The 18680-nt window shown below is 64.6% G+C and carries 13 protein-coding genes and 1 pseudogene; 4 read left to right on the top strand and 10 right to left on the bottom strand.

Annotated elements, in window-relative coordinates:
* Nucleotides 1–140: 140 nt before the first annotated feature.
* Together AAFX91_RS07780 and AAFX91_RS07775 are read left to right on the top strand one after the other, a co-directional pair.
* Complete coding sequence (locus AAFX91_RS07780; protein WP_130577122.1) at nucleotides 141–965, top strand: phosphodiesterase; 825 nt, start codon at nucleotides 141–143, stop codon at nucleotides 963–965.
* Nucleotides 962–1786: a phosphodiesterase gene (locus tag AAFX91_RS07775; protein ID WP_394566056.1), complete on the top strand. Its 825-nt coding sequence runs from the start codon at nucleotides 962–964 to the stop codon at nucleotides 1784–1786. Before AAFX91_RS07780 ends, AAFX91_RS07775 begins: the two co-directional genes overlap by 4 nt.
* Nucleotides 1787–1864: 78 nt before the next feature.
* On the opposite strand, the gene AAFX91_RS07770 is transcribed toward AAFX91_RS07775, so the two are convergent.
* The 6 genes and pseudogenes from AAFX91_RS07770 to AAFX91_RS07745 form a co-directional block, all read right to left on the bottom strand.
* Nucleotides 1865–2362 (bottom strand): GNAT family N-acetyltransferase, encoded by a 498-nt coding sequence (locus AAFX91_RS07770; RefSeq protein WP_130577124.1) that lies wholly within the window; start codon nucleotides 2360–2362, stop codon nucleotides 1865–1867.
* Nucleotides 2363–2365: 3 nt separating this feature from the next.
* Complete coding sequence (locus AAFX91_RS07765; protein ID WP_394566055.1) at nucleotides 2366–2629, bottom strand: DUF1778 domain-containing protein; 264 nt, start codon at nucleotides 2627–2629, stop codon at nucleotides 2366–2368.
* Between the two features lie 117 nt (nucleotides 2630–2746).
* Nucleotides 2747–5131: an RND family transporter gene (locus AAFX91_RS07760; RefSeq protein WP_130577126.1), complete on the bottom strand. Its 2385-nt coding sequence runs from the start codon at nucleotides 5129–5131 to the stop codon at nucleotides 2747–2749.
* 317 nt (nucleotides 5132–5448) lie between these two features.
* On the bottom strand, nucleotides 5449–6216 hold the full coding sequence (gene eutC, locus AAFX91_RS07755; RefSeq protein ID WP_130577127.1) for an ethanolamine ammonia-lyase subunit EutC: 768 nt from the start codon (nucleotides 6214–6216) through the stop codon (nucleotides 5449–5451).
* Between the two features lie 6 nt (nucleotides 6217–6222).
* The gene (locus tag AAFX91_RS07750) at nucleotides 6223–7809 is read right to left on the bottom strand and encodes a B12-binding domain-containing radical SAM protein (RefSeq protein ID WP_130577128.1); all 1587 of its coding nucleotides are present in this window, start codon (nucleotides 7807–7809) and stop codon (nucleotides 6223–6225) included.
* Between the two features lie 141 nt (nucleotides 7810–7950).
* Nucleotides 7951–9332, bottom strand: a pseudogene (locus AAFX91_RS07745) (ethanolamine ammonia-lyase subunit EutB).
* A 213-nt stretch (nucleotides 9333–9545) separates the two neighbouring features.
* On the opposite strand from AAFX91_RS07745, the gene AAFX91_RS07740 reads away from it, so the two are divergent.
* Entirely contained in the window at nucleotides 9546–11294 is a 1749-nt protein-coding gene (locus AAFX91_RS07740) for a methyl-accepting chemotaxis protein (RefSeq protein ID WP_245475657.1), read from the top strand.
* Here the strand turns inward: AAFX91_RS07740 and AAFX91_RS07735 are convergent, their stop codons facing one another.
* Together AAFX91_RS07735 and AAFX91_RS07730 are read right to left on the bottom strand one after the other, a co-directional pair.
* Complete coding sequence (locus tag AAFX91_RS07735; RefSeq protein WP_245475658.1) at nucleotides 11295–12563, bottom strand: sensor histidine kinase; 1269 nt, start codon at nucleotides 12561–12563, stop codon at nucleotides 11295–11297.
* Between the two features lie 133 nt (nucleotides 12564–12696).
* On the bottom strand, nucleotides 12697–13689 hold the full coding sequence (locus AAFX91_RS07730) for a formylglycine-generating enzyme family protein (protein WP_394566054.1): 993 nt from the start codon (nucleotides 13687–13689) through the stop codon (nucleotides 12697–12699).
* Between the two features lie 454 nt (nucleotides 13690–14143).
* On the opposite strand from AAFX91_RS07730, the gene AAFX91_RS07725 reads away from it, so the two are divergent.
* Nucleotides 14144–15133, top strand: a complete 990-nt coding sequence (locus AAFX91_RS07725) for a helix-turn-helix domain-containing protein (protein ID WP_130577131.1) — start codon at nucleotides 14144–14146, stop codon at nucleotides 15131–15133.
* A gap of 128 nt (nucleotides 15134–15261) precedes the next feature.
* Here AAFX91_RS07725 and AAFX91_RS07720 read toward each other — a convergent pair whose 3' ends face one another.
* Together AAFX91_RS07720 and AAFX91_RS07715 are read right to left on the bottom strand one after the other, a co-directional pair.
* On the bottom strand, nucleotides 15262–16140 hold the full coding sequence (locus AAFX91_RS07720) for a transglutaminase family protein (RefSeq protein ID WP_130577132.1): 879 nt from the start codon (nucleotides 16138–16140) through the stop codon (nucleotides 15262–15264).
* Nucleotides 16137–18659 (bottom strand): circularly permuted type 2 ATP-grasp protein, encoded by a 2523-nt coding sequence (locus AAFX91_RS07715; RefSeq protein WP_130577133.1) that lies wholly within the window; start codon nucleotides 18657–18659, stop codon nucleotides 16137–16139. Before AAFX91_RS07715 ends, AAFX91_RS07720 begins: the two co-directional genes overlap by 4 nt.
* Nucleotides 18660–18680 lie beyond the last annotated feature (21 nt).

Below are 18680 nucleotides of genomic sequence, written 5' to 3'. Positions count from 1 at the left end.
ACCGCGCGAAACTACTTCGCCGTCGTCGCCATTGCCGCCACTCTGCTCTGGATAAGGTAACTGTCCACACGGCCTAAAGCCTTTCGAAACCCGCGGCGGGGCGTATCATGCGCCCCGCAGCTCATTTGCGGAGCGCCCCCATGAAACTCATCCACATGAGCGATATCCACCTGACTGCGCCGGGCTCGACCATCGGTGGCCGCGATCCGCGGAAGAACTTTGAACGCGCGCTGACCCACATCCTCAGGGATCACCATGACGCCGAACTGATGGTGATCACAGGCGACCTCTCGGACTGGGGCGACCGCGACGACTATCAGTGGCTGAAGCAACGCCTCGAGCAGTTCCCGATCCCGGTGCGGCTGTGCATCGGCAACCACGACAACCGCGCCAACTTCCTCAGCGTGTTTCCCGACCTCGCCGCGGAAGGCGGCTTCGTGCAGGGTGTCCATGACTTGCCCGCCGCACGCTGCCTGTTCCTCGACACCGCGCATCCCGGGACACACGCCGGCCGCTATTGCGACGAACGGCTCGGCTGGCTTGCGGCGCGGCTCGCCGAGCATGACGGGCCCTTCCTCCTCTTCATGCATCACAACCCGATGCCGACGCACATTGCGCCGCTCGATCAGATCCGTCTGCTCGACGACGCCGCGTTCCGGAAATTGGTGGCGCGGCACCGCGAGCGGATCCGGCATATCTTCTTCGGCCATTGCCACCTGCCGCTCGCGGGATCGGTCGCCGGCGTTCCCGTTTCCTCGCTGCGCGGCACCAACCATGCGAGCTATCCGCTATTCGCCGAAACAGAGGTCCTTTGCGCGTCGGATCTGCCTGAAGCCTATGGCGTTGTGTTCTTGGGCGAGGATTACGTCACCGTACACATGGTGGAATTCGGTTACGACGGTCCGATCCGCATCGAGGGTTCGCCCGACTACCAGGCCTGGAACCGGGAGACCATGGTCCGGTGAAATTTGTCGTCCTGACCGATACCCATTTCGTCGCCCGCGGCCGCAGGATCTACGGCCTCGATCCGGCAGATCGGCTCGCTGCCGCGATCGCCCGCATCAACCGCGACCATCCCGACCTCGCCTTTGTCATCGTCACCGGCGATCTCGCCCATTGGGGCGAGGACGCGGCTTACGAACATCTTGCCGATGCGCTGGCGCGCCTGAACGCGCCGACCATCCTGATGATGGGCAACCACGACCGCCGCGATACGTTTGCTCGCTATTTTCCGGGCGCCGCCCGCGATGCAGATGGTTTTGTGCAATCCGTGCAGGTGTTCGACGCCGCGACCATCGTCACCCTCGACACGCTGAACGAGGCGGCTCCGAACCACGAAGGCCTGCTCTGCGAGCGCCGGCTCGCCTTCCTCGAGCATGCGCTGATGTCGGCGCCGACGAACCGCCCGCTGCTCTTGTTCCAGCACCACCCGCCGTTCGACACCGGCCTGCGCTACATGGACACCATTCGACTCGCCAATCCGGACGCCGAGTGGGCGGTGATCGCGCGCACGCGCCGGCCGGATTATCTGTTCATGGGCCATCTGCACCGGCCGATCGCAGGGCTCTGGAACCGCATCCCCTTCCACATCCGGCGCGCGCTGGCGCACCAGGTCGCTTTCGACCTTGAGACCGAGGGCCACATTCCCGGCTCGCACGAGGCGCCGGACTATTCGCATGTCACGGTGAGCGGTGGACAGATCGTGATCCACCAATGCTCGTTCATGTATGCCGGACCGCGCTTCTCGCTGCACGACCAAGCGGCGCTGAACGGCGCGCTGGGGTAGCGCTTCGATTCTGATTGAATCAGAACGGAAGCTCTTCTTGTTCGAAAATGAATGCCGAGCCGCTCCCGAGAGGATAACTCAGCGAAGCGATGCCGCAATATCGGCGATCGATCTGAAAAGGATAAGTGGATTGTCCTTTGAGGGAATGAAGCCCCGTCGGTGCCAGAACGATGCAGCCTCGACGTCCACGGCGTTGACGATCAGTGCGCGGCCTCCGATCAGGCCGGCGGCCGTGACGCAGCGCTGCAGCGCATGCTTGAGCAGGCCAGTGCCAATTCCCTTGCCAATCCAGTTCTGATCAGTTGCAAGCTGTCCCAGCAGCAGGCAGGGGACCGGGTCGGGCGGTTGACCCGTTCGGATAGATCGCGGCAGTACTGAAGGCACGATTGCCGTTGGCGCGAGACCATAATAACCGATCACACGATTGGCTTCATGGACGACAAGAACAGCCGTAAAGCCTTTCTCCTGGTTGGATAGCGCTCGGGTTTTGAGCCAGCGGTCGAGCGACGGCTTGCCACAGGAGAACTCGGCAAGATCGTGGGCTGCCGTCAGTAACTCAGGCTCGGAGACCGCCAAGCCTTACTTCCCGGTCTTTGAACCGCTGGTCTCCCACGGGGCCGCACGCCGGAAGAGCTCAACCATTTCGGGGACCGCGGCAGCAGGCTTGGACAATGCCGCCGTGAAGGCCTTGAAGCCTGCGGCGCTCATCCGAATTGGCGCCGTTTCCATCAGCACATCTTCGGCCGCTCTTACGGCCGCGTCACGTACGAAATCGGTTCGTGAACGGCCGCGCAGCGCTGCTGCCCGATCGACGATCGCAATGTCGGCTTCGGGCAGCCGCATCGAAAGCGGGTGCTCCTTGCGCTTAATGGCTCGGGGCATGAGTGGTCTCCCTGACAGAATATATAGAATTCTGTAGCGCGTTTTGCAATACAAAAGCCAAGGGTAGGCTTCGTGCGTCTACTCCGCCGCTTTCGCCTGCGGTGGCGTTGCCGTCCCGCGCAATTTCTCCGACAGGTTGATCAGGAACATCGCGGTCGGCCGGAGGATGAAGAGGTCGGCGACGAGGGCTGCGATCATCGAGAAGGCGGAGAGCCAGCCGAACAGGCGCAGCGACGGCAGGTCGGAGAATACGGTCACCACCAGGCCGCAGGCCAGCACCACCGTGGTCAGGATCAGCGCGGGTCCGACCAGGACGGTCGCGCGCTCCACCGCGAGCGCGGCGGTGATGCCGGGCTTGCGCTCGAGCCTCAAGCGGTTGAGGAAGTGGATGGTCGCGGAGAGGCCGAGGCCGAACGATACCGTCAGCGCCACGACGCTCGCAAATTGCAGGCCTTCGCCGAGCAGCCACAACACCGTGCCGGACAGCACCACCGGGAAGATTCCCGGCAGGATGCAGGAGAACATCACGACGACGGAGCGGAAGGCGAGCCCGATGAAGATCGCGACCAGGGCGAATTCGATCGTCAGCCCGTGGTTGAGCTTCTCGATCATGCTGGCGCTGTTGCGCGCGGCGATCGCGGACAGGCCGGTGACGGCGATCTCGTAGCCGGGATGCTCGGCGCGCACCTTGTCGAGCGCATGATCGAGCTTGTCGACCACCGGCAGGATCTCGCTTGAATCGAGATCGGGCACGCGGCCGGACACCACCACGGCATCCTGATTCGCGGAAATGAAGCGCCGCACCAGATGTTCGGGGATGACGCTGACATATTCCTTCAGCGTCGCCACGTCGGTCGCGCCCGCCTTCTCGGCAAGCCAGCGGCGCAGCGTTTCCAGCGACCAGACATTGCCGACGCCGGCTGCGCCTTCGACCGTTGAGTGAACCTCCGCGATCACCTTCAAGGTCTCGGCGGAGTAGAGCGAAGCGCCCTTCGGGAATTCGACCAGGACATCGATCGGATTGGCGCCGGTCAGCTTCGCGTCAAGCCGATTGCTGGCCTCAACCGCCTGCTGCTTGTTCGGCACCTGGTCGGCCAGCCGATAGCGCGGCTCGAGATTGGCATAGATGATGCCGAGCCCGCCGACGAAGATCAGCGCGACCAGGCTGAACAGCCCAGGCCGGCTGACCATGCGCACCGCGATCCAGTAGCAGAAATTGCGCAGCGCCTGCACGCCGGCATCCGCGCTCTGGAACTTGACCGCGAAGATGCGCTCGTTGCGCACGAACAATACGCCGAATACCGGCACCAAAGACAGCACCGCGAGCAACGCGATGATGGTGGCGGCAAGCCCCGCCTCGCCGAATTTGCGTATCAGGTCGGAATCGGAGAACTGCAGCGCGATAAAGGAAATGCCGGCGGTCGCGTGCGTCAGCACGCAGGCCGGCCCCACCACCCGGACGGCATTGGTGAACGCGCTCAATTTGTCCTGCCCCGCGATCAGCCGGTCGCGCGCCGCAAAGGTGAGCTGCATCGAGTCGGAGAAGCTGATCACCATGATGAGCGGCGTCATCACGTTCAGGAACATGTTGAGATTGAAATTGGCCCAGCCGAGGGCGCCGAGCGCGAGCAGGATCGCAATCATCGGCGGGAATGCCGCCACCACCATGAAGGAGATCTTGCGGAAGAAGATGATCGCGATGACGCAGCCGGCAAGGATGCCGAGGACGTTGTAGGTCAGCCCGTCGCGCTCGACAGCGTTGCGGATCTCGAGCTGCATCACCGGCACGCCGGAGAGCTGGGCGTTGAGGCCGCTGCCGGAGAGATCGTCGGCCATGACCTTGCGGATCTCGCCGACTGCGGTGCTCAGCTTGTTGCTTGAGACCACTTCCGGATCAAGCGACAGCACGACGAGCGCCAGCGTGCCGTCCTCCGACAACAGCTTGCCGCGAATGATCTCGTTGGATTTCACCGTCTCGACGAACTTGTCGTAGGCCGCGCCTTCCGGCAGTTCGTTGGGGAACAGCGCCGCCGGCAACTTGCCGGGCTCCGGCGCCTGCCGCGCCGAGAACAGCGAGATCAGGCCGCGCACGCCTTCGACCAGTTGCAGGTCGGTGACCATGTCGCGCAACTTCTCGAGGTTGTCGCGCGCCAGCAGCGTCTTGCCCTCGACCACGACCAGCACGTCGAACTCGGTCGCCGGGAAGCGCTTCGTCACCTCCTCGTACTGCTTGTAGTCCTTGGTGTTGGAACGGAACAGTTGCGACAGCGAATCATCGATCTTGATCCGCTGGACGCCGAACACGGCCGCGATCATCAGCGCGACCAGCACGATCAGCGAGACCACCGGGGCTTTGACCGCGATCAGCCCGATGCGCTCCAGCCCGAAAGCGATGCTGGCCCCCTGCGGCGGCTCCTCGACCTTTCCGACGTGGACCTGACTTTCGGAATTCTTTTCGAGCATGCCCTGTCCAGTTCTGAAATCGGCGCGAATTGTCTAGCTTGGGTTTTACGGGCGTGAACAACGCTCTACGGCCACTTCCAATCGGCGCTAGCCTTTGAAAACACGGAAGTATTGACCGCCGCCGGTTTTACAGGCCCCTCCCCCGCCTCGCAAGCACGAGGGAGAGGTCAAATCGGCGTGTGCGGTACAAAAATCGCCATTAAGTATCTGATTTGTCACAGCGCAGGAGCGGATCGGGCTGAAGCCGTCCTGCTCTCATCTCTTTGTTCGAACGTGATCTTTTCGGAGGGCCGGTCCCGCCTCCCCGGATCATGAGCTCAGGGCGCGGCCAACTGCGGCGGAATGCCTCCGCTCTCGTCCTTCAACGCAACGCCAGTGACTTGGCGGCTCAGTCCCTCGCGGACCAGCCACGCGATTCGGTATGCGGCTTCCGCGTAGGTGAGGCCCGCGCGGTGAATGTTGGAGATGCAGTTTCGTTCCGCATCGGTGCGGCCGATCCGCGGCGCGAAGGTCAGGTAAGCGCCGAGGCTGTCGGGCGCGGACAGGCCGGGCCGCTCGCCAATCAGCACCAGGACCATGCGCGCGTTGAGAAGCGCACCGATCTCGTCGCCCAGCGCGACGCGGGCGCCCGAGGCGATCACGGTCCCGCCGATATTGATCCGGCCGGCCGCAAGCTGCGGCAGCAGATGGCGAATCAGTTCGACCGCATGGACATTGACCGCGGTCGGCGACAGGCCATCGCCGATCACAAGGTCCAGTTGGCTGGACGTGCTGCCGAGGCTCTCCAAGGCGCGCCGCGATTCGGGATCGAGCATGCGTCCAAGATCGGGACGCCTGAGATAGTCGCGGCGATCGCGCGCCTGGCTCAACACCTGGAGCGGCTGCAGGCCGAGTTCGTTCAATCCTGCAATGAGGCCATCGAGATCGAAAGCGGCGTGAACGGCGTCGCGCGCACGGGCATGGTCGAGCGTGAAGCCCAGCAGCGCCTCGGTCGGCAGGCTGGCGCCGGAACGGCCGAGCCCGACGCGCGCCGGCGTCAATTCGCGCAGGCGCGTCAGCGAAAGGGGCGGCGCCGGTGGTTTCATTTCCGGCTACTCGGCAGGCACGGAAGCTTCGCGCAACCGGATCGAATAGTTCGACGCGTTCTGCTGGCCGCTCGAGGCCGCACGCGCGAACGTGATCAGGTGATGCGCGATCATCGACGATGCGATCAATCCCTCGATGTCGCCGCGGCGAAGCCGCCCGAGCGCGAACTTCCAGAATGTCCGCTTATAGTCACCGAGCACGCCGACCTGCCAGAAGATGTTGCGCAGCATGATCAGCCCGCGCCTGATATTGGCCCAGCTCTTCATTTCCGGGTTGACCGGGACCTTCACGCGGTTGGCGTAGGTGTAGTCGCATTGGTGCTCGTAACGAGCGAACAGCTTTTCGGGCTCGTAGGCCACCTCCATGCACCGCTTCCAGGAGCTGATGACCTGATCGTAGGGCAGAAGGAACTCGACGTTGGAGTCGCGGCTGTCGTCCTCGACCAGGCGTCCCTCGCGTTCGAGCCGATCCCAGAGCGGCGTCTTCGGCAGCGCCTGCAGCAGGTTGATCGTCAATAGCGGAATCCGGGATTCATCGACGAAAGCAAGCAGCGCGTCCGCGGTCTCGGGCTTGTCGGTGTCCAGGCCCATGATGATGCCGGAGACGACCTCCATGCCGTAGGAATTGATGGTCTGAACGCCTTCCAGGATCGGGACCATCATGTTGTGGTCCTTGTGCATGGCCTTCAGCGCGTCGGGATCGGGCGTCTCGATGCCGCAGAAGATCGTGACGAAGTAGGCTTCGCGCATCTTCTCGAGGATCTCGGGCCGCTTGGCGATGTTCAGCGTCGCCTCGCAGGCGAGCCGCACGACGTAACCAGTCTTCTTCTGCCACTCGATCAGATGCGGCAACAGGTCCAGCGTCGCCTTGCGGTTGCCGATGAAATTGTCGTCGACGAAATAGACCGTGTCGGTCATGCCGCATTCGCGCAGCCGGTCGAGCTCGGCGATGATCTGCTGCGGCGTCTTCAGGCGCGGGTTGCGGCCGTAGAGGCCGGGGATATCGCAGAACTCGCACTGATAGGGGCAGCCGCTGGAGAACTGGATGCTGCCGAGGAAATAGCGTTTGGTCTCGGCAAGCTCGTAGGCCGGAATCGGGAACTCCGTCATCGGCACACGGTCCACGGTCTTCAGGACCACCTGCTCAGCGGGACGCGACGTATCGCGCGCGAGCCGTGCGATCAGCTCATTGGTGGCGTCGCCGAGTTCGCCGACATGGAGATAATCGAAGGACGGATAGTAGTCCGGACATGCGCTGACCGACGGGCCGCCAAGGGCGACGGCAAGATCGAAGGCGTGCGCGCGGCGGCAGATGTCGTTCATGTGGTGGCGCTGGATGTGCATGCCGCTGACGAACACCGCCTCCGCCCACTCGAAATCTGCCTTGGTGGCGGGACGGATGTTCTCGTCGATGAAGCGGACCTGCCAGTTTTCCGGCAGATAGGCCGCGATCAGCAAGAGCCCCTGCGGCGGCATGAAAGCCTTGACGCCGTCGGTCAACGGATAGGCGTATTCGAACGTACCGAACGCCGATGTGTAGCGCGGGAAGACGCAGAGGATGCGTCGTGCCGCCTCGATGCCCTCAGCTCTCATCCAAACTTCCTTAAGACGAGCCTAAACCAAATGTAAGCACGGCATCGGACGCTGGGCCAGAAATTCTTCAAGATTGTGGCGGCGCACACGCGCGGGGAACGGGTCGTTGCCAAAGAGCACTGCGAGAGGGAACGCCGAGTTTCAGGCGATCAGGCGCGAGGCAAATTCGGGCAGCAGCCCTGCGCGATCGGTGAGCCGGAAGTCGTTCCCCGCGAGCCCGGCGCGCAACAGCCAGTCGTCGAATTCGGGCGCCCGCTTGAGGCCGAAGACGTCCCGGACATAGAGCGCGTCGTGGAACGACGTCGACTGGTAATTCAGCATGACATCATCGGCGCCGGGCACCCCCATGATGAAGGTGACAGCGGCCGCGGCCAGCAGCGTCAGGAGATTGTCCATGTCGTCCTGGTCGGCCTCGGCGTGTTGGTGTAGCAGACGTCGACGCCGAGCGGCAGGCCGAGCAGCTTGCCGCAGAAGTGATCCTCAAGGCCGGCGCGAATGATTTCCTTGCCGTCGTAGAGATATTCCGGGCCGATGAAGCCGACCACGCTGTTGACGAGCAAAGGATCGAAGGCGCGGGCGACCGCATAGGCGCGGGCCTCGCAAGTCTGCTGGTCGACGCCATGATGGGCGTTGGCCGACAGCGCCGAGCCCTGCCCGGTCTCGAAATACATGACGTTGTCGCCGACCGTGCCGCGGCGGAGCGACAGCCCCGCCTCGCGCGCTTCGCCGAGCAGCACGAGATCGACGCCGAAGCTGCGGTTGGCGGCTTCCGTCCCGGCGATCGACTGGAATACCAGGTCGACCGGCAGGCCCTGCCCGATCAGCCCCAGCGTCGTCGTCACATGGGTCAGCACGCAGCCCTGGGTTGGGACCGAAAGGCGCGTGATGATGTCGTCAAGCAGCCTGAGCAGGCCGCCGATGACGTTGGGGTCATCGCTTGCTGGATTGATGCCGATGCAGGCGTCGCCCGATCCGAGCAGGAGCCCATCGAGGATCGAGGCGGTGATGCCCTTGAGGTCATCGAAGGGATGGTTGGGCTGCAGTCGCGTGCTCATCCGGCCGCGCAGCCCGATGGTGTTGCGGAAGCGGGTCGTCACTTCGCATTTCTTCGCGACCAGGATCAGGTCCTGGTTGCGCATCAGTTTCGACACCGCGGCCGCCATTTCGGGCGTGATGCCGCGGGACAACTTCTGCAGCGTGTCGGTGCTCGCGGCATCCGACAGCAGCCAGTCACGAAAGCCGCCGACGGTCAGCGACGAGATGGCCGCAAAAGCTGCGGCATCATGGGTATCGAGGATCAGGCGGGTGACCTCGTCGTCCTCGTAAGGAATGACCGCCTCGTTCAGGAACCGCTTCAACGGCACATCGGCGAGTGCGATCCGCGCCGCGATCGTCTCCTCCGCACTGCCAGCCGCGATCCCGGCAAGGCGGTCGCCGGAGCGCGGCGGCGTGGCCTTGGCGAGCAGGTCGCGCAGATCGCCGAATACGTAAGAAGTGGCACCGATGACGTGGCGATAGACCATGACGAGTTCCCGCGCGCTGGCCGCGCTTCATTGGATCAACAGCCTATCACCATGCAAGAACCGGTGCCGATCGGTTATCCGGGCCGGACGCCGCCTGGGTCGCTTGCCTTTGGTTGCAATGCGGAAAACTTCGCGCATTAAGAAATTGTCCATCAAGATTCTAGATGATTTTACCGGCCGTCGGTGCTCCCCGGCCCATCTGGAGTGCCGCGAATGGCTGAAATCACGACCTCTCCCCGCCCCATCCCTGTCCGCGCCATGGCGTCCCGGCTTTCGCTTGCTGCCAAGCTGTATGCGATCTTTGCACTGTTCGCGGTGCTGACCGCGGCCATCACCTTCCTGTCCGACTACAACAGCCGCCGGAACGCGGAGCTCACGGAGGCTGTGGAGACGGCAAGCCACGCGGCGCTGAACGTCGAGCGGGTCAATTCGCTCGTCTATGCGGTGGTGATGGAATCCCGCGGCATCTACATGTCGACGGATCCGGCCACGGTGAAGAAATACGGCGATGGGCTGCTCAAGTTCAACGAGCGCATCCTCGCCGTGGTCAAGAACTGGGAGCAGATCGTCCGGGCCGACGATGCCGAGCAGTTCGCCAAATTCAAGAAGCGCATCGAGCAGTTCGTTGATTTCCGCAAGGAGCTCGTGCGCCGCGGCGTCGAGATCGGCGCCGCCGCGGGCCGCGAATGGGGTGACAACGACGCCAATCGCGACGTGCGCACGGCGCTGAACAAGGATCTGGAGGCGCTGTCGAAGGTCTATGCCGAGCGCAGCAAGAAGCTGGCGCAGGAGACCGACACCAACCGCACCCTGGCGCTCGTCCTGACCGGCCTCGGCGGCCTGGCGCTGGTTCTGGTGGTGCTCGGCGTGCTGATCATCTCGCGCTCGGTCGCCCGCCCGCTGTCCGCGATCACCACCACGATCAGGCAGGTCGCGGAAGGCGAGGAGAACGTCGCGGTTCCTCACACTGGGCGCGGCGACGAGATCGGCGCGCTGGCGCGCGCAATCGAGATCTTCCGGGAGGCGATGCAGCGCAACCGCAACCTCAATTCACAGGTGCTGCAGGAATCGAAGGCACGCGACGAGCGCACCAGGCACATCGAAGCCTCGGTGGAAGCATTCCGCGAGGCGATCGGCGCGGTGCTGCGCGCGGTCAACGACAATGCGGCCTCGATGCGCGATACCGCGCAGGCCATTGCCAGCGTGGCATCCGATGCCAGCGATCGCGCGGTGACGGCCGCCGGCGCCACCACGCAGGCCGCCGATAATGTCTCCGCCGTCGCCAGCGCGGCCGAAGAACTCTCGGCCTCGGTGCAGGAGATCGGCCGCCAGATCCGCCAGTCCGCCGGCGCGGTCGAAGAGGCCGGCCAGCGCACCGACAGGTCGGTCGCCGAGATCGAAGGGCTTGCCGCCGCGACCCAGCGCATCGACGGCGTGCTCACGCTGATCCGGGCCATCGCCGAGCAGACCAACCTGCTCGCGCTCAACGCCACCATCGAGGCCGCGCGCGCCGGTGACGCCGGCCGCGGCTTTGCGGTCGTCGCCCATGAGGTCAAGGCGCTGGCGGAGCAGACCGCGAAAGCCACCGTCGACATCGGCGAGAATATCGGCACGATCCAGGCCTCGACGCGCAATTCGGTCGAAGCAGTGCGCGAGATCGGCAACGCCGTGCGCGAGATCAACGTGGTGACATCGAATATCGCAAGCGCAGTCGGCGAGCAGGATGCCGCGACGCGCGAGATCTCGATCAATGCGCAGGCGGCCGCGCAAGGCAATGACACGCTGGTGGTCAATATCGGCTCACTCAGCGACGCGATGGGCAAGACATCCGTCGCCGCGGAATCCGTGCTTGCCGCGTCCGGCGAATTGACTGCGACGGCGGAGACGCTATCGCGCGAGGTCGAGAAGTTTTTCGGTAATTTGCGCGCCGATCCGATTGAGGGCGCGCGGAAGAGCGCGTGATCAGTCCGCGCTTCGGTGCGCGCTCTGCTCGCCCACGATCCTGGGCAACAGCAGTTGAACGCGCGTGCCGCTGCCGGGCTCGCTATCCAGCCTGATGCGCCCTCCCAGGCGCTCGGTTACGATGTTGTGGACGATATGCAGACCGAGACCGGTCGCGCCTTCATGGCGGCGGGTCGTGAAGAAGGGATCGAACGCCCGACGCCTGGTCTCGGCACTCATCCCTGAACCGTTGTCGGCAAACACCACCTCGATATGATCGGGCCCTGCGCCGCGCACGGTCAGGTCGACGGCACCGCGGCGGTCGTCCGGAAACGCGTGCGCGATGACATTGAACGCCAGATTGGTCAGGACCTGACCATAAGGGCCAGGATAGCTGTTCATCCGAAGATTTGGCTCACACCATCCATTCAACGTGATGCCGCGCTCCTGAAACTCGGGACGCAGGTTGAGGAGGATCCGTCCGGTCAATTCGCCAACATCAAATTCTCGCCGCTCGGATTGATCGTCGTCGGCTGCGACCTGCTTGAACGCGCTCACCAGTTCGGCCGCGCGATTGAGGTTCGTCACGAGTTGGTTCGATGCATCGTTGATCGCGGCGACGAACTCGGTCAGCGTCGACCGGCGGAGCCCGCCGCGCGCGGCTTCGGCCGCAAAGCGCTCGGTCCTGCGCTGAAGTGACGAGGCAACCGTCAGGCTGATGCCGACGGGATTGTTGACCTCATGGGCAACGCCCGCGACCATCCGACCAAGCGCGGCAAGCTTCTCGGCTTCAACCAGCGACGCCTGGGCCTCACGCAGATCTTGCAGCGCGGCCTCGGCAGCATCGCGGGCCTGGCGAAGCGCCTGCTCGCTGCGCTTCCGTTCGGTGATCTCCTCCGCCGCGACATTGATGGCAACGATCTGGCCGCTTGGGGCGCGCAACGGGTGCCAATACGTTACCCAGAAACGCTCATCGACCCGATCGGCCCGTTGACCGGCGACTTCAACGCCGATCACCGGTTCGCCGGTCTCCATGATCGACCGCACGATCTGCTCGACCGAGTCGGCCAGCGCCGGCACGCAATCCCTGACGGAGCGTCCGAGATGGTACTCGACGGACAATCCGCATATCTCGGTAAGACGTTGATTGATCTGCAGATACCGGCAGTCTGGAGACAGGCATGCGAGCCCGATCGGCGCTGTGTCATAGACCAGTTGCAGCGCCGGCTGCGGGAACAACATGACGGCCGCTGGTTCGCCCCCCGGCCTCGCATTCGCAGTATTCGACACCACGCCTCCCCTGCTGCCGAGTGGGCTAATTGCCGGAAGCACAGACTTGTTCCCATCATCGGAACCGATTCAATGACGCTTTCCTAGCTCGGTAGCACGTTCAGCGGTGTGCAACCAGCAGGATGACCGCGCATCATGAATGGTGGCGAGATGGAGAAACGGGTGAGCGCAACACGCACCGGAAGCCGACATGGCTCGTCGAGGCATCAACCGCCTCCGCGTGCCGCGCGGCGGGACGATAGCGGCGGCTGTAGTTCGGCGCAGAGAGATGCGAACCGCCCTTGAGCACCTTGCGTGGAATGCGAGCCCGCGGTCGCGCCGGATCGTAGCTGGCCTCCTTGCGGCCGCCGACGGGATTATGCGGGACGCCGTGCTGCGCGTCGGCCTCGTGGCGTGCCGACCACCAATCGGTCGTCCACTCCCAGACGTTGCCGATCATGTCGGAGACGCCATAGCCGTTCGGCGGGAACGCCGTCACCGGCGAGGTGCGGTCATAGCCGTCCTCGCAGAGATTCTGGACCGGGAAATTGCCCTGCCAGGTATTGGCCATGTGGACGCCGCCGGGCATCAAGGCGTTGCCCCAGGCGTATTCCTCATCCTCGAGCCCGCCGCGCGCAGCGAATTCCCACTCCGCTTCCGTCGGCAATTCCTTTCCGACCCATTTCGCGTAAGCCAATGCGTCAGCGTAAGTGATGTGCACGACCGGATGACTGCCGAGCACATTGATGTGGGTCTCGGGGCCATATGGATGGCGCCAGTTGGCGCCGGGCGTGAACGTCCACCACTGGCTTGTGTCGCGCAAATCGCGCACCCGCCGCGGCGCGGTGAAGACGAGCGAGCCGGCTTGGCGCATGTCCGGCGGCGCGTCCGGATCGTTCGCGGGACTGGGCGGGATCTCCGCCGCGGTGATGTGGCCGGTGGCGAGGACGAACTCGCGGAACTGCCAATTGGTGACGGGTGTTCGGTCGATCCAGAAACCGTCGACCGTCACGCGATGCGCTGGCGCTTCTTCGGGGTAGTGATGGTCCGATCCCATCCGGAACGCGCCGCCAGGAATCCAGACCATGTCCTCGGTCCTGATATCATCCGGCTGATAGCTGCTGCACTCGGTTTCTGCCCGAAACATGGCGCCAACTTTGCGCGGTGTCGCGCCCCTTCCGGTTCAAGCGCCGCCAGCCCAGCGGCAACAACAGGTTAGCCCCTCTATCTTGCCGTGTGCGCAGGCTGCAATAAGCGCAGCCACTCCCGCGGCGCGTGACGCGGTCCAATACGACCTGATCACGTGCCTGCTCCGGTTGAGGACCGAACGATAGACCAACTCCGCAGGCCTGTGATGTGCAGAGTGTGCCAATTTTCGGCAAGCTTGCTCACAGCCGTCGCGCGAATGCACCGGATGTGGTCGATCCCTCGGGGAGTTGCGAAGGCTTTGACGAAAATTCAGGGACAATTGCTGCCGCACGCGCGCCATCACGAAACCCGAATCGCTGCAACAAATCGGTGTCATGGTGTGGCAGGAACTTCACCGTCCCCGACTTGTTGTCGGGACCGGCACTGCCCCACCGTGCGTGGGGGAGGCGAAGATGGCGCAACGTCTTTCGGTCAACATCTCCAACCTCGATGGCTTCGAGGGCATGCATCAGGGCGTCAAGGGCAGCCATGTCGACGTCATGCAGATCGGACGTGGCAGGCTGCGCGGGACCCTGTCTCATGTCGGCATCGGGGATTTCTCGCTGAGCATCGGCTCGTTCAGTCTCGGCCTGCGCACGCAGCGTATTTCGACCGATGACCGGCTGATCGTCGGCATGCTGCTGGATGCCGAAGATCGTGTCACGCACTGGTCGTTCGACATGCGTCCGTCCGACGTCCTGGTGATCCCGCCGCTGGTCGAGCATGATGGGATCTTCCACGGCGCGTCCACTTATGCAGCGGTCCGGCTCGATCTCGCTCATCTCGGCTCCGTGTTCGGCGGCGACGCGCGGCTCAGCGATCCCGCCCATTGGCTGGAAAAGAGTTACTATCGCACAGACGATGCGATCGGCATGGTCGCAGCCCGCCGCCTGCCCCAGATCATTTCAGGTCTCGCACGACACGAGTCGGTGCTTTCGGACGATGCGGCGGAATTCTGGAAGCGCGCCATCGTCGACTGCATGACGGGTACGATCGTCAATTCGCTGCCGCCCGATGACCGCGGCCATCTGCCATCGGCGATGAAGCTCGTTCGCCGCGTCGAGGACTATCTCGATAGAGTGGGCCCGAGGCCGGTACATATCTCCGAAATCTGCGCCGAATTCAGCCTGTCGCGGCGCGGACTTCACCGTGCCTTTCAGGAAGTGTTCGGCATCGGCCCCGTAACATTCCTACGCCACAAACGCCTTTGCGCCATCCATTCCATGCTGAGGGAAAGCGTGCCCGGAGAGGTCACCGTCGGCGAAATCGCGATGCAGCAGGGCTTCATCGAACTCGGACGGTTCGCCCAATATTACAGAAACCTGTTCGGCGAGTACCCGTCCGAGACGCTGCGCGGCAAGCGCGCGGGCGGACTGCCGCCGTCCGCCGCCGCATTTCGCTGAGCCATCGGCAGTAAATCCGTAGCCCGGGTGGAGCGCAGCGCAACCCGGGACAAGCGGATCAACATCTGGCGCGGACCCGGGTTACGCTGACGCTTCACCCGGGCTACGGCAGGATGTGCGCGACGGCGTCACTCCACCAGCAGCACGTCGACGGCGACGTTCAGCTTCTGCTTGCGCGAGCCGACGATGATGCCGTCGACCGGCGAGACGTCGGAGAAATCGCGGCCCACCGCGAGGATAATGTGATCGTTCTCGACCAGGAGATCGTTGGTCGGATCGAAACCGATCCATCCGAGCTCGGCGCCGCACCACACTGAGACCCAGGCGTGGGTCGCGTCAGCCCCTTGCAAGCGCGGCTGTCCCGGCGGCGGGATGGTGCGCAAATAGCCGCTGACATAGGCGGCCGGCAGGCCGAGGCCGCGGAGCCCTGCGATCATCACATGGGCAAAGTCCTGGCAGACGCCGTGGCGTTTCTCGAACACTTCCGTTAGCGGCGTCGAGATCACGGTGGCCTTGGAATCGTACCTGAAGTCGCTGCGGATGCGGCGCATCAGGTCGGCGGCACCGGCAAGGATGCCGCCTCCTCGCGGAAAGCTTGCGGACGCGTAGGCCGTAAGCGGCCCGAGCACCGGCACCAGCGCGCTCGCGAAGACATAGCCGACCGGCGATGATGGTCCGAGACTCGTCGCCTCGAACGCAACGTCGCGCACGCTCTCCCAGGGCGGGCTCGGCGAGCTGCGGCCGGGCGCATGGCGCGAGACCGCGACGCGCGAGCGCGAGTCGACGCGCAGATTACGGTGCGCGGTCTCGATCAGGACGCTTTCGGTCAAGGTGCCGAAGAAGTCGCGCCGCGCCGTGCGCTCTGCTGGCCGCGGCCTGATCTCGACGCTGTGGGAGATCAGCTCCTGCCCGTCGCCGCTTTGCGGCTCCAGCCGTAGCGAGCATCGCGCGAAACTCACGGGGCTTTCGTAGGAGTAGGTCGTGACGTGCCTGATATCGTAGATCACGCGAGGCCTGTTAGCTTCTCCGGCCGGCTCGCATTGGGCCCGTGCGGGAAATAATGCAGCCCGATAGCGTCGGCGAGATTGAGCAGGTCCTGCTCCAGCGAGAACAACGTCTTGACATCAAGAGTTTCCGCTTCCGCCGTCGCCAGCATCGCCTGCAGCGCAACCGCGAGCCGCTGCGGGCGCTCGATCATCCCGTATTCCTTCAGGCTCGGCAGTGCCGCGATGTGTTCGTTGAGGCTTTCGACCTGGAACGCGACCGAGCGCGGGTTGTAAGGGTCGAGCACCGCGAGATCGCGCACCGGCGCAAGGATAGGCGTCACCAGATAGCGGGAACGATAGGTGATCTGGCAATCGACGAGCGTCAGCAGGATGTCGAGATCTTCATCACCAGCCTCGTCAAAAGCGAACTGCCGCGCGAAGCGGGTGGTGTTGATGGCGCGCTCGGCGCGGCGGCCCATGTCAAGAAAGCGCCAGCCCGCGGCGCGGTTCATGTTCTCCTGCGCAAGTCCCGCAAAGCTCGCCAGCTCCTGCAGCGTCAATTCGGCCGCGCTGATGACGCCATCGTCATCCTCGACCTCCTCGCCGAGCCGGTCCACTATCTCGGTGATGACCTGCCACGCGTCCGGCGACAGCCTCTCGCGCAGCGAGGTGGCGGTGCGCTGTGCCGAGCGCACCAGCGAGAGCGCCGAACCGAAACGTTCCTCGCTCTGCAACGCTTCGGCGACGACCTTGGCCGGGTTCGCCCGCGCCGTCTGCGAGGTCGCGCCCCAGGCCACCAGCATGCGCTGGATGCGCTCGACCGAATGCAGGTTGGACGCGCCGCTCGCATTCGACCTCGCGGGATCGCGCATCGGCGAGCCGAGCGCGCGGATCAATCGCAGCGTCGCTTCGGCACGTTCGAGATAGCGGCCGAGCCAGAACAGATTGTCGGCGGCGCGGCTCGGCAACACGCCGGCGATGCGGCGGATGCGCACGGTATCGCCGGCGGGCAACAGGCTCGCGGTCGAGACTGCTTTTTCCGACACCACCCAGACATCCGCGGCGCGTGCGCCGTCGCCCATCGACACCGCGCGGGCATCCGCCTGTTCGGCGATTCGGCAGAAGCCGCCGGGCAGGATCGTCCAGCCGTGCGGCGTGGCCGCGGCGAAAACGCGCAGCACAAAGGGGCGCGGCGTGAGCTGGCCGTTCTCCCACACCGGCGTGGTCGACAGCCGCACCAATTCCTGGCCGACAAAGTCGATGCCACGCTCGGTGATGGCAATCTTCAGCCGCTCGCGTTCGCTCGGCGACAACTCGCCCGCGAGCACGGGACCATGGCTGGCAAAGCCCGGGACACCCCGGCCATAGGCGCTTTCGATCGCGAAATCATCGAGCCGCGACAATACCTGTTCGCGCGCGGCCTTCTGACCGCACCACCAGGTCGCGATATGCGGCATTTCCAGTTCTTCGCCGAGCAGCCGTCGGCACAGGCTCGGCAGGAAGCCGAGCAGCGCCCGCGCTTCCAGCACGCCCGAACCGGGCATGTTGGCGATGACGACACCGCTCTTGCGCAGCACCTCGATCAGGCCGGGCACGCCGAGATGCGAGGAGGCGTTGAGCTCCAGCGGATCGAGCCAATTGGAATCGACCCGGCGCAGCAGCACGTCGAGCCGCTTCAGCCCGGCAACTGTGCGAATGTGGACGCGGTCGCCGCTGACGGCGAGATCGTCGCCTTCGACCAGCAGGAAGCCGAGATAGCGCGCCAGCGTCGCGTGCTCGAAATAGGTCTCGTTGAACGAGCCCGGGGTCAACAGACCAATGCGCGGCTCGTCGCGGTCGGCGCTGGCGCGTAAGGCGTCGCGGAACGCTTCGAAGAACGGCGCAACGCGCTCGACATTCATCGACTTGTAGAGGCCGGCGAACGCGCGCGAGAGCACCAGGCGGTTTTCCAGCGCGTAGCCCGCGCCCGAGGGCGCCTGCGTGCGATCGCCGAGCACCCACCAGCGGCCGTCAGGGCCGCGGCCGACATCGGCGGCATAAAGGTGGAGGTAGCGCCCGCCCGGCGGCTTGATGCCGCTGACGGCGCGCAGATATTCGCTGCTGCCGGCGATCGCGGCGGCGGGGATCGCGCCATCAGTGACAAGGCGACCATCGCCATAGATGTCGCGCAGGATCATTTCGAGCAGTTGCGCGCGCTGCGTGATGCCGGAAACAAGCTGCTGCCAGTCGGCGTCATCGATGATCAGCGGCAGGTGGCTCAGCGGCCACAGCCGGTCGGAAGTCTCGCCGGGCGCACGATAGGTGACGCCGGCGTCGCGCAAATGCCGGTCGGCGGCGGCGAAGCGACGCTCGATCTCCGCCGGCGATAGGGCGGAAAACGCATCGAAGAAGCGGGTCCAGACCGGGCGCGGGGTGCCGTCCGGGCCGATATATTCATCGGGAATGCCGGGCAGCCGCGCATAGTCGCGCGACCACTGCGCCATGCGGCGCTGGCCCGGGCGGGCCTTGTTCTCCTGGCTGTGTTCCTGGCCGGTCGCCATTCCGCTTCCCGAAACGAGATG

This window comes from Bradyrhizobium sp. 31Argb (assembly GCF_043638955.1).
Taxonomy (GTDB): Bacteria; Pseudomonadota; Alphaproteobacteria; order Rhizobiales; family Xanthobacteraceae; genus Bradyrhizobium.
Note: the sequence above shows the minus strand (reverse complement) of the source record. Positions and strands in the feature narration are given on the sequence as shown.

What these genes read in the sequence shown, in the direction of transcription:
- AAFX91_RS07750 (WP_130577128.1), bottom strand. Translation starts at nt 7,809, where the DNA reads ATGAGAGCTGAGGGCATCGAGGCGGCACGACGCATCCTCTGCGTCTTC.
- AAFX91_RS07760 (WP_130577126.1), bottom strand. Translation starts at nt 5,131, where the DNA reads ATGCTCGAAAAGAATTCCGAAAGTCAGGTCCACGTCGGAAAGGTCGAG.
- AAFX91_RS07730 (WP_394566054.1), bottom strand. Translation starts at nt 13,689, where the DNA reads ATGTTTCGGGCAGAAACCGAGTGCAGCAGCTATCAGCCGGATGATATC.
- AAFX91_RS07780 (WP_130577122.1), top strand. Translation starts at nt 141, where the DNA reads ATGAAACTCATCCACATGAGCGATATCCACCTGACTGCGCCGGGCTCG.
- eutC (WP_130577127.1), bottom strand. Translation starts at nt 6,216, where the DNA reads ATGAAACCACCGGCGCCGCCCCTTTCGCTGACGCGCCTGCGCGAATTG.
- AAFX91_RS07765 (WP_394566055.1), bottom strand. Translation starts at nt 2,629, where the DNA reads ATGCGGCTGCCCGAAGCCGACATTGCGATCGTCGATCGGGCAGCAGCG.
- AAFX91_RS07725 (WP_130577131.1), top strand. Translation starts at nt 14,144, where the DNA reads ATGGCGCAACGTCTTTCGGTCAACATCTCCAACCTCGATGGCTTCGAG.
- AAFX91_RS07740 (WP_245475657.1), top strand. Translation starts at nt 9,546, where the DNA reads ATGGCTGAAATCACGACCTCTCCCCGCCCCATCCCTGTCCGCGCCATG.
- AAFX91_RS07715 (WP_130577133.1), bottom strand. Translation starts at nt 18,659, where the DNA reads ATGGCGACCGGCCAGGAACACAGCCAGGAGAACAAGGCCCGCCCGGGC.